Source organism: Actinoplanes cyaneus, from assembly GCF_016862095.1.
In the GTDB taxonomy this organism is placed as follows: domain Bacteria; phylum Actinomycetota; class Actinomycetes; order Mycobacteriales; family Micromonosporaceae; genus Actinoplanes; species Actinoplanes cyaneus.
The window spans coordinates 20,387-30,404 of record NZ_BOMH01000053.1; the positions used below are offsets into that span (position 1 = coordinate 20,387).

General features: G+C 71.4%; 11 protein-coding genes. 7 read left to right on the top strand and 4 right to left on the bottom strand.

Annotated elements, in window-relative coordinates; all coding sequences use genetic code 11:
• The first annotated feature begins 29 nt into the window (after positions 1–29).
• From Acy02nite_RS33305 to Acy02nite_RS33315, 3 genes are all read left to right on the top strand, one after another.
• A complete protein-coding gene (locus Acy02nite_RS33305; RefSeq protein WP_203749742.1) occupies positions 30–482 on the top strand; it encodes a DUF6194 family protein in 453 nt (150 codons plus the stop codon).
• Positions 483–550: 68 nt separating this feature from the next.
• On the top strand, positions 551–1,135 hold the full coding sequence (locus tag Acy02nite_RS33310; protein ID WP_203749745.1) for a cysteine hydrolase family protein: 585 nt from the start codon (positions 551–553) through the stop codon (positions 1,133–1,135).
• A gap of 7 nt (positions 1,136–1,142) precedes the next feature.
• The gene (locus Acy02nite_RS33315) at positions 1,143–2,027 is read left to right on the top strand and encodes a GlxA family transcriptional regulator (RefSeq protein ID WP_203749748.1); all 885 of its coding nucleotides are present in this window, start codon (positions 1,143–1,145) and stop codon (positions 2,025–2,027) included.
• A 220-nt stretch (positions 2,028–2,247) separates the two neighbouring features.
• Here the strand turns inward: Acy02nite_RS33315 and Acy02nite_RS33320 are convergent, their stop codons facing one another.
• The 4 genes from Acy02nite_RS33320 to Acy02nite_RS33335 all read right to left on the bottom strand — a co-directional run bounded on the left by Acy02nite_RS33320 (position 2,248) and on the right by Acy02nite_RS33335 (position 6,270).
• Positions 2,248–3,051, bottom strand: a complete 804-nt coding sequence (locus Acy02nite_RS33320; protein ID WP_239175444.1) for a pectate lyase — start codon at positions 3,049–3,051, stop codon at positions 2,248–2,250.
• A gap of 74 nt (positions 3,052–3,125) precedes the next feature.
• Positions 3,126–4,184: an XdhC family protein gene (locus tag Acy02nite_RS33325; protein WP_203749751.1), complete on the bottom strand. Its 1,059-nt coding sequence runs from the start codon at positions 4,182–4,184 to the stop codon at positions 3,126–3,128.
• The gene (locus Acy02nite_RS33330; RefSeq protein WP_203749766.1) at positions 4,177–4,785 is read right to left on the bottom strand and encodes a nucleotidyltransferase family protein; all 609 of its coding nucleotides are present in this window, start codon (positions 4,783–4,785) and stop codon (positions 4,177–4,179) included. Before Acy02nite_RS33330 ends, Acy02nite_RS33325 begins: the two co-directional genes overlap by 8 nt.
• A 117-nt stretch (positions 4,786–4,902) precedes the next feature.
• Positions 4,903–6,270, bottom strand: coding sequence for a hypothetical protein (locus Acy02nite_RS33335; RefSeq protein ID WP_203749769.1), 1,368 nt, complete (start codon positions 6,268–6,270; stop codon positions 4,903–4,905).
• A 153-nt stretch (positions 6,271–6,423) separates the two neighbouring features.
• On the opposite strand from Acy02nite_RS33335, the gene Acy02nite_RS33340 reads away from it, so the two are divergent.
• From Acy02nite_RS33340 to Acy02nite_RS33355, 4 genes are read left to right on the top strand one after another with little or no spacing between them, the layout of a single operon-like run.
• The gene (locus Acy02nite_RS33340) at positions 6,424–7,338 is read left to right on the top strand and encodes a hypothetical protein (protein ID WP_203749772.1); all 915 of its coding nucleotides are present in this window, start codon (positions 6,424–6,426) and stop codon (positions 7,336–7,338) included.
• Positions 7,335–7,787 (top strand): ABA4-like family protein, encoded by a 453-nt coding sequence (locus Acy02nite_RS33345; RefSeq protein WP_203749775.1) that lies wholly within the window; start codon positions 7,335–7,337, stop codon positions 7,785–7,787. Before Acy02nite_RS33340 ends, Acy02nite_RS33345 begins: the two co-directional genes overlap by 4 nt.
• Positions 7,784–9,112 (top strand): sensor histidine kinase, encoded by a 1,329-nt coding sequence (locus Acy02nite_RS33350; RefSeq protein WP_425548120.1) that lies wholly within the window; start codon positions 7,784–7,786, stop codon positions 9,110–9,112. The genes Acy02nite_RS33345 and Acy02nite_RS33350 overlap by 4 nt, the downstream gene beginning before the upstream one ends.
• Complete coding sequence (locus Acy02nite_RS33355; RefSeq protein ID WP_203749781.1) at positions 9,109–9,735, top strand: response regulator transcription factor; 627 nt, start codon at positions 9,109–9,111, stop codon at positions 9,733–9,735. Before Acy02nite_RS33350 ends, Acy02nite_RS33355 begins: the two co-directional genes overlap by 4 nt.
• Positions 9,736–10,018 lie beyond the last annotated feature (283 nt).

Below are 10,018 nucleotides of genomic sequence, written 5' to 3' on the forward strand. Positions count from 1 at the left end.
CCGGGTCATTCAACGATACGGTGGAGGTCATGACGGAGCGCCACGCCGACCCGGTCGACACCCTCGCCGCACTGATCCTCGCCCTGCCGGACGTCCACCAGCTGATCGCCGGGCCGGGCACCGGCGCCCCCGAGCCGAGCTGGGGTGACCGTTTCTTCTTCGTGGGCGACGAGCGGATGCGCCCGTTCGCCACCGTCGTCGTGCAGAACGTGCCCGGTTTCGACGAACGCTCCGATCTGGATCGTCCGGGCCGCTTCCGGCTCAACGTCGAGCTCGGCCGTGTCCGATTCCGGGAGCTTTTCGGGTACGGTCCGGAGGAGTTCCCCGCCCACCAGGCAGAGATCGACTTCGCGGAGGCGGGCCGATGGTTCCCGCATCCGGTCTACGCGACCCAGGGCTGGGGCTCGATCGTCAACCCCGGCCCGGACGCCGCGCCCCTGATCGCCCACGCGCACGCCCGCTCGGCGAACCGGCGCCGCTGACCGGATCGTTCCGCCCATGGTCCGGATGATGTCTGTCCCGGCGGGCCGGCCACGGGTGAGATGGAGGCATGACCGAAGCCTTGATCGTTATCGACGTGCAGGAGTCGTTCCGGGCCCGCCCGCTCTGGGCCACCGTGAACAACCCGGACGTCATCGCGAACGTCCAGCGTCTGGTGGACCACGCCCGCACCACCGGTGCCCAGGTCATCTGGGTCCTGCACTCGGAGCCCGGCAGCGGCGGCACCTTCGACCCGGCGAACGGTTTCGTCCGGCTGATGGAGGAACTGGTCCCGGCCGACGGCGAACCCACCCTGGTCAAGTTCGTGCACAACGCGTTCACCACCACCGACCTGCAGTTCCGGCTCACGTCCGCGGGAATCCGCAAGATCACCGTCTGTGGCCTGCGCACCGAGCAGTGCGTCGAGACCACCGCCCGGTTCGCCTCCGACCTCGGTTACGAGGTCACCTACGTCACCGACGCGACCGCGACGTTCCCGATCCCGCACCGGGACGCTCCCGAGGACCAGACCGTCGAGGAGCTGCTGGCCGACCCGCGTACGCTGGCGGCCGCGGACGTGGTGGCCCGGACGGAGTACGCGCTGGCCGGTCGCTTCGCCACGATCGCGTCGACGGCCGAGGTCGAGAAGGGGTGACCGGATCGTGAGCCGGGTGGTCTTCGTGCTGACCCCACAGGTCCACCTGCTCGACCTGGCCGGCCCGGCCCAGGTCTTCTCCACCGCGCCCGGTTACACGCTGCACTACGTCGGCGAGTCCGTCAGCGTTCCCACCTGGCAGGGCGTCGCCCTGCACGCCGACCTCGAGTGGCCCGCGCTGGCCCCGGACGACCTGGTCGTCGTCCCCGGCTGGCGCTCGGGTCACGGCTACTTCGGGCCGGCGACCCTGAGGCGGATCGCGGAGCACCATCACCGCGGCGGAACCGTCGCCAGCGTCTGCGCGGGCGCCGACGCGCTGGGCCGGGCCGGCCTGCTCGACGGCCGCCGCTGCACCACCCACCACGACCTTCAGGACCTTCTCGCGCGTACGTTTCCCCGGGCCGCCGTGGTCCGCGACGTTCTCTACGTCGCGGACGACCGGGTGTTCACGTCGGCCGGCATCGCCAGCGGCATCGACCTGGCGTTGCACCTGGTCGCGCTCCGGCACGGGCCGGCGGTGGCCGCCCGGGTCGCCCGAGAGATGGTCGTCTACGCCCGCCGCAACGGCGACGAGCAGCAGGCCAGCGCGATGCTGCGGCACCGCGCGCACCTGTCCGACGTGGTCCACCGCGTCCAGGACCGGATCGACGCCGCGTTCGCCGAGCCGCTGCTGCTGGCCGACCTGGCAGCCGCGGCCGATGTCAGCGAACGCACCTTGACCAGGCTCTTCACCGCCGCGACGGGCCGGACCCCGCTGCGTTACCAGCAGACCCTCCGCGTCGAACGCGCCGAGTATCTCATCGGTCACGGCTCGACGATCGAGGCCGCCGCCCGGGCGGTCGGCTTCACCGACGCCCGCATGCTGCGCAAACTCCGCTCCCGGGCCGGATGACCCGGCACCGTTCCCGGACGGGATGACCCGGCGCCGCTCCCGGGCCGGGTGACCCGGTTCGGAGAAGACCGCGCCCGGACAGGCCTGGCCGACCTCGGGTCCGTGTGGACTGCCGACGATCTGGGGATGGCCAGGCCCGGTCCGGGCGCGTTCCGCGGGACTGTTGCCCGCTGGGCTGAGGCCCGGGGAGGCACTCAGCCGTGGTGGGGACAGGCACGTGTCACTTGTAGGTGATGTCAGCCTTGGTGAACTTGCAGAAGGTGCCGTCGCCGCCGGTGCTGCCGGTGAACGTGTTCAGCTTCGCCGGCTCGGCGCCGGTGTTGTTGCCCTTGAACGTGATGCAGGCGGCCAGCTTCTTCTTGGTGTCGTTCACGATCGTGATCTTCGACAGCGTCGCGGTGTCGCCGTAGTTGGCGTTGATGCCGACCAGCGACAGACCCGGGTACGTCGCGGTGATGGTGTCCAGGACGACCTTGCGCTTGTACTGCGTCTTGCAGTTGCCGCACGAGCGGTAAAGCTTGCCGAAGTCGTCGACCTGGAAGTTCTTGATCGTCAGCGTGCCCCCGCCGTTGTGCTGGAACACCTTGTCGTCGGCGCCCTTCGCACCGCCGCCGCTGACCGTGTAGACCGCCGACGAGCCGCCCTTGAAGGTGGCCGCGTCCTCACCGACGTTCTCCCACCACACGTTCGTCAGCGTGCAGGAGCCCTTGCAGTGGACACCGTCCGCGGCCGGGTCACCGAGGATCACGTTCTTCAGCGTGGCGCCGTCCGCCAGCTCGAACAACGGGCCTTGGTCCTCGTCCTGCGAGCCGGAGCCGAGCGCGCCACTGCCGACGAACCGCTTCAGCCCGCCGTCGAACGTGCCGGAGACCGCCTTGGTCGCGGTGACCTTGGTCGTGCCGGTGGCAGTCGGCCAGGTCGCCGCCGAGGCGCCCTGCGTGTAGACGACCGCGCCGGCACCGAGCCCGAGCACGGTGATCGCCACGAGGCCGGCCCGCCAGCGCTTCCGCAGATTCTTGAACACGTGAGGCCTTTCGGGGATGGGGGAACGTTCACCCCGTCAGTGTTCGAAGGCCCCGGAAAGGTTGCTCGCCGCCGTCAGATCTTTTCGTGCACCGGGCCGGAACCGGCTGACAGGCGCGAGTCACTGCTCGTCCGGTGCACCGGGCCGGCCCCGGTCGACAGGCGCGAGTCACTGCTCTTGTGGTGCACCGGGCCGGCCCCGGTCGACAGGCGCCGGCCACTGCCACCGTGACGCAGGGCGACGATCTCCGCCGCGATGCTGACCGCTGTCTCCTCCGGGCTGCGCGCGCCCAGGTCCAGCCCGATCGGCGAGCAGAGCCCAGCCAGCTCCGGCTGGGTCAGGCCGGCCTCGCGCAGCCGGTCCAGCCGCTCGTCGTGGGTGCGCCGGGAGCCCATCGCGCCGACGTAACCGACGTCGAGCCGCAACGCGATCTCCAGCGTGGGCACGTCGAACTTCGGGTCGTGGGTGAGCACGCACAGAACCGTGCGCTCGTCGACCCGGCCCGCCTCGGCCTCGGCGGCGAGATAGCGGTGCGGCCAGTCGACGACCACCTCGTCCGCGCCCGGGAAACGGCGGGGCGTGGCAAAGACCGGACGAGCGTCACAGACCGTGACCCGGTAACCGAGGAAGCCGCCGACGCGCGCGACCGCCGCGGCGTGGTCGGTCGCGCCGAACACGATCATCCGGGGCGGGGGAAGGAAGGCCACGATCGCGCCGTCGACGTCGTTCGTCAGGGAGTAGCCGTGCTGATCGGCGTTGAGGCCGACCGGCCGACCGGCGTTCACCGCCTCGACCAGTTCCGGCAGATCCGGGAAGGTCGTGCGGTCGACCCGTCCGATCGCCAGGTCGATCGTCCCGCCGCAGGGCAGCCCCACCCCGATCGCGAGATCGTCGGCGACCCCGAAACTCGCGGTCCGCGACCGGCCGGTCTCCGCGGCCTCCAGGCACAGGTCGTAGACCGCGGCCTCCACGCACCCGCCGGACACGCTGCCCACCGCCACGCCGTCCGGCCCCACCGCCATCGCGGCCCCCGCCTGCCGCGGCGCGCTCGACCACGTCGCCGTCACGATCGCCAGCCCGGCGGGTGTGCCCGCCGACCACCAGCGCAGCAGGTCGGCGAGCACGTCACGCATCGAGATCCTCCGGGCGGTCCAGATCCTGGTCGTCGGCCACGTCACCGACCTCCACCACCAGTACCTCATGAGCGCGCAGGTAATCCCGCGCGCCCCGATCACCCGTCGCGCTCGCTGCCACGCCCGCCCAGTGCTCGCGGCCGAGCAGCACCGGATGCCCGCGCCGCCCCTGATAGCCACCGGTCACCAGCGCCCCCGGCGCGGCGTGCGCGACGACCCGCCGCACCGCCTCAGCCGTCACGCCGGGCATGTCGACCAGCAACACCACAACCGCGTCCACCACCGCCGCCGCGTGACTATCCTGCGCCGCGTGACCCGCCAGCGTTGCGTTCCCGGCCAGCGCGGCGAGCCCGGCCCGCAGCGACGAGCCCATGCCGGTGTCCCAGTCCGGATTGATCACGGTTTCCGGAAGGTCGCTTGCCGCCGCCAGCACCTGCTCGGCGCAAGCGCCGAGAACCACCAGACGCCGCTCACAACCGGCCATGCGGAGAGTCTCGGCCGCGTGTTCGACCAGAAGCCGATCACGGTACGGCACGAGCGCCTTCGCCCGGCCGAAACGGCGTCCCGCCCCAGCAGCGAGAACGAGCCCGGCCGTGATCACCCATCGAGCCTAGCCACGCGGTGTTTCGGCAGTGCTTCCCGTCGTCACAAGAAACCGCGCACCCCTTCCGCCCTGCAAGAGCCCGCACACGCCGTCGTCACCAGACTGCGCGCGTCCTCACCAGAAGCCGCGCACGGCTGCGAGCGGCAACGCCGTACGCGGGAAGTAGGCCGTTCGCCACAGCCCGCCGTGCGCCGCCGCGACCGTCTCGTCCCGCCACGCCGCCGCGTCCGCCGCCCTCGGCTTGCGAACCTGATGGATCAGCAGCACCGCCATCAGCCGGCTCGCCGTGGCCGGGTCGAACACCTCCACATCGAACAGGTGTGCCCCGGCATACGCGGCCTTGAGCAGGCGATTGCTGAGCACCGACCGGGTCCGCGTCGGCGGCGCCACCGCGAAGCTCACCACGCCGTCGCGCCGCGCGAGGGTCGCCCGCCACCGGTGGATCCGCTTCGCCAGCGCGTAGTTCGGCCCCTGCTGCGGCACCAGGCTGTCGTTGATCCCGGGCGCGGCCGGCAACGGATAGTTCGGCCGCAGCAACTGCCGGCCGGAGAGTGGCGAGGTCAGCTTGGCGCGCAGGCCACGAGCGGCGAACCGGGCGCGCGAGTCGTCCACCGCGTCACCCGGCACCGCGTACACGTCGGTCGGGGTGGCCAGCACCGCGAGCGCGGTGTCCGGCCGCTGCTGCCGCAGGTGCACGGCCAGCGCGTCGACCGCGGCGGCCAGCTTCGGATAGGCGGCGCCCGGCGCGTACCCGTAGTTGCCCAGCACCAACTGACCGTCGAAACCGAGCAACCAGCTCGCCACCTGCGGGAATTCGGCGCCCAGATCCGCTCCCGGGGTGCCGTCCGTCCCGATCGGGGCCATCAGGCGGCCCGCCGACTCCCTGGCGACGCCGGCGATCCGCTCCCACAGCTCGGGCCGGGGCAGATCCACCGCCAGCACCGTCGCGCCCCAGTTGAGCAGCCACTTCAGCGGCCCCATCTCGGCGCCCGCACCGAGCAGCGCGAACTTGAGATCGCTCAGGTCCAGCCAGTCCGGGTTCGCGGCGACCTCGCGAACCGCGTCCGCGCACGACTCCTCGATCACGCCGGCGGCGACCCAGGCGTCCAGGCGCGGGACCAGGTCCAGCTCCGGGTCCGGCTTTCCGGAACCGGCGACCTCGACCGTCCCGTACGGCCGCTCGGGCTCGGCCAGCAGCGCCTGAGCCAGGGTGAACTCGCCGTCGTCACGGACATACCGCATCCGCGCGTGCAGGGCGAGCAGGCCGGCCTCGGCGATCTCGTAGCCGGCCGCGCCGTCGGCGCTCAGCCCGGCCTCCACGAGAGCCCGGAAATGCCGCGGATAGCCACGCCGCCAGTCGGTCTCGCGCTCGGCGGCCGCGGCGGCAGCCGGATCGACCGGGCGCAGCGCGTCGGCGACGACCGCGCGGCCCAGTGCAGCGCTGCTGCGACGGCCCTCTTCATCAGTAGGGAACTCGGTCACGCCAGGGGACGGGGATGCGGGGTGCACCGCGCCAGTATGGGGGTCCTCCGGAGCCGGGCCTCCTACCACGGTAGGAGACGTCACCGGCCGAACGGCCGAAGGTGCGGCCCGCGGACGGGCGATCCCGGCCCGGCAAGAAGCGAGTCTGTCGACATGACAATCATCGAAGCCGTCAAATCGCCGCGTGGACACCGGCCGCTCATGGTGCTGACCTGGGCATCTGTCATCCTCGCCCTGATCGCCGGCATCGGGCTGCTCGCCGACTCCCGCATGCTGACCGGAGTGCCGATCTGGCTCAAGCCGTTCAAGTTCGCCGTCTCGTTCGTCGTCTACGCCTGGGCGCTCTCCTGGTTGCTCTCCGTCCTGCCCCGGCGCAGCCGCGTGGCCGAATGGGCCGGCACGATCATCGTCGGCATGATGGTCGCCGAGATGGCGGTCATCGTGACTCAGGTGATCCGCGGAACCACCAGCCACTACAACGTGACCACACCGCTGAACGCGACCCTCTGGTCGATCATGGGCGCCTCCATCATGATCCTGTTCCTGGCCCAGCTGGTGATCGGAATCGTCGCGCTGATCCAGCGGATTCCGGACCGGGCCACCGCGTACGCCATCCGGCTCGGTCTGTTCATCTCCCTGCTCGGCATGGCCGTCGCGTTCGCGATGACCTCGCAGAAGACCGGCGCGGGGACGATCGGCGCACACAGCGTCGGCGTGCCGGACGGTGGGCCCGGGATGCCGCTGACCGGGTGGAGCACCACCGGCGGGGATCTGCGGATCGGGCACTTCGTGGGGCTGCACGCACTCCAGGCGTTGCCCCTGCTCGCGTACGCGCTGACTCGCTGGACCCGCATCGACGAGGTGATCCGGGCGCGGGTCGTGCTCGTGACGGGGATCGGTTACGCCGTGCTGGTGCTGCTCCTGACCTGGCAGGCGCTGCGTGGGCAGCCGCTGCTCCAACCGGATGCGACGATCCTTGCCGCGTACGCGGCCCTGACCGTCTCCACCCTGACCGGCATCGGCGCGGTCTTGTCCCGCCGGACCAAGCCCGCGATGGTGACGGCATGACCGGGACGCTCTTTTCGCTGACGTTTCTTTTGGCCGCGCCGTTCTGGGCGCTGATGATCCTGCTCCCGGGCTGGTCCTGGACCCGGCGGATCATCGCCTCGCCACTGATCGCCCTGCCCGTAGTGCTGATATACGCGTTCCTGATCATCCCGGCGTTCGGCGAGGTCCTGCCGGCCGTCGCCAACCCGACCCTCGGCGGTGTCCGAGAGCTCCTCGGCACCGCGGACGGCGCCGCGGCAGGCTGGGCCCATATGATCGCCTTCGACCTGTTCGTCGGCCGCTGGGCCTGGCTGGACGCCCGCGATCGCGGTATTCCGCATCTCGTCCTCGCGCCGATCCTGCTGCTGACGATCCTGCTCGGGCCGCTCGGCCTCGCCGCGTACCTGGCCGCGCGAACCCGATGGCCGCTGTCGGCGCCCACCCCCGCGGAACAGGGGGCTCTACGCTGAGCGGCATGGCCAAGTTCCTGGATGCCCGGGACACCCTCACGCGGATGCTGCTGCTCGACTGCAGCGGGCTCGGCTACCTGCTCGTCATCGGCCACACCGGGCATCCGCCGACCCCGCTGCAGTGGGCGCTCGCCGTTCCCGCTTTCCTCTCCGCGCTCCTCCTGCACCGCCGCCCGCCGATCAACTTGCTCGTCCAGACCGCGCTGTTCGCGGTCGCGATGGTCATGCTCGACGACTCGACGATCAACCAGGTCGGCACCGCCTGGGCCGTCGGCGAGCTGGCCCTCTGGGCGCCCCGCACCCGTTACCTCGTGGGCGGGATCAGCCTGGTCGCGGCGACCTATGCCGTCTGCAACCTTCCGCAGCAGACCGGCAAGATCATGGAGTCGCTCGTCGGGCTGGCGATCAGTCTCGGTCTGCCGACCTTGCTCGGCCTCGTCGTGCGCACCACCCGCGAGCTCGGTGTGCGGGCCGAGCAGCAGACCCTGTCCGAGCAGCGCGCCGCCCGCGCCGACGAACGCGCCGCGATCGCCCGTGAGCTGCACGACGTGGTGGCGCATCACGTCGCCTCGATGGTGCTGCGGATCGGTGTCGCGAGGCACGTGCTGCCCGACGTCGATTCTCGTGTCGGCGAGGTCTTCGACGACGTGCACCGGACGGGCACGGCGGCTCTCGGGGATCTCCGCCGACTGGTCGCCGTCCTGCGAGACCCCGATGGCGTACGAGGGGACGCCGCCCTCACCGCGATCGACCCGACCGCATTGCCGGCCGCGCTCGACGGGGCGGTCGAGACGGCCCGGCGCGGCGGCGTGATCGTCGAGGCGGAGATCGACCCGGAGATCGTCACGCTGGACGCCGTCCGGGGCCTGGCGCTGCTACGACTGACACAGGAAAGCCTGACGAACGTGGCCAAGCACGCCGGCCCGGAGCCGCGCGCGTCCCTGCACGTGGTGATGGACGGACCAGACCTGCACTGGTCAGTGACCGACGACGGAAGCCGCGCCGCGGTGCCCGCCTCTCCTCTCGCCTCCCCGCTCGCGGCACCGGCTTCCTCGCCCGTTCCTCCCGTGCCGGCTTCCTCGTCGGGACTCCCGCCGGTCTCCTCGGGGGCGAACCCGGTTCCCGGGGGTGGGCACGGGCTCACCGGGATGCGGGAGCGCGTCGAGGTCCTCGGTGGAAAGCTCAGCGCCGGACCGCACGGACGGGGCTGGCGCGTAGCCACGGTGCTGCCGGGAATGCTTCCCGCCGCCCCGTCCTCACCATCCTCATCCCCGCAGCCGGTCGTGCCGGTCGCGCGCTCGACAGCCGCCGAGGAGAGCCAGTGATCAGAGTCCTCCTGGTGGACGACCAGCAACTGATCCGCGCCGGCCTGCGCATGCTGCTCGACGCGGAGGACGGGATGGAGGTGGTCGGCGAAGCCGGTGACGGCCGTGCCGCGGTCAGCCTCGCCGCCCAGCTCGTCCCCGACGTCGTCGTCATGGACCTGCGCATGCCCGGCGTCGACGGGATCACCGCCACCAGCCGCATCATGTCCGAACGCCCGGGCACCCGTGTCCTGGTGCTGACCACCTTCGGCGACGACGACCATCTCTACCCCGCGCTCCAGGCCGGCGCCTGCGGTTTCCTGCTGAAGGACGCGCCGCCGACCGAGCTGCTCAACGGCATCCACCAGGCGGCAGCGGGCGAGAGCCCCTTCAGCCAGGAGGTGCTGCGGCGTCTCGTGCGTCGTGCCGTGGACGCCCGCCCGGAGGCCCCGGCGCGCAGAGAAGGCCTGACCAGCCGGGAGCAGGAAGTGCTGGACCTGGTGGCGGAAGGGCTCACGAACACGGAGATCGCCGACCGCCTGCACATCGGCATCACGACGGTGAAGACCCACATCACGGCTCTGATGACCAAGACCAACAGCCCCAATCGCGTACGTCTTGCTCTGGCCGCTCATCGCCCGTGAACTCCCGATCGATGAGCGCGTGTCGGCGCTGCCCGGCGGCCTGGCGGTGAGCTCGGAGCCGGCCGTCCGCAGCTCGCCCATCGAAGCAGAATCGCCGGGGCCGCCGAGGGTTATCCACAGTGGCGGGTTGTCCACAGGCCGACGACATGATCTTCGGGTTTCCTGCCACGCTGGAAAGCGGCTCTTCCCCCTGGGTGGGCGGGTCGTGTGGTGGCGTTACCTCTTCCGTGGGGTGTGACGGGCATCGCGCGACCCCCGATTTGAAGTTGCGGGAGCCGGCGGG

What these genes read in the sequence shown, in the direction of transcription:
- Acy02nite_RS33305 (WP_203749742.1), top strand. Translation starts at nt 30, where the DNA reads ATGACGGAGCGCCACGCCGACCCGGTCGACACCCTCGCCGCACTGATC.
- Acy02nite_RS33310 (WP_203749745.1), top strand. Translation starts at nt 551, where the DNA reads ATGACCGAAGCCTTGATCGTTATCGACGTGCAGGAGTCGTTCCGGGCC.
- Acy02nite_RS33325 (WP_203749751.1), bottom strand. Translation starts at nt 4,184, where the DNA reads ATGCGTGACGTGCTCGCCGACCTGCTGCGCTGGTGGTCGGCGGGCACA.
- Acy02nite_RS33340 (WP_203749772.1), top strand. Translation starts at nt 6,424, where the DNA reads ATGACAATCATCGAAGCCGTCAAATCGCCGCGTGGACACCGGCCGCTC.
- Acy02nite_RS33345 (WP_203749775.1), top strand. Translation starts at nt 7,335, where the DNA reads ATGACCGGGACGCTCTTTTCGCTGACGTTTCTTTTGGCCGCGCCGTTC.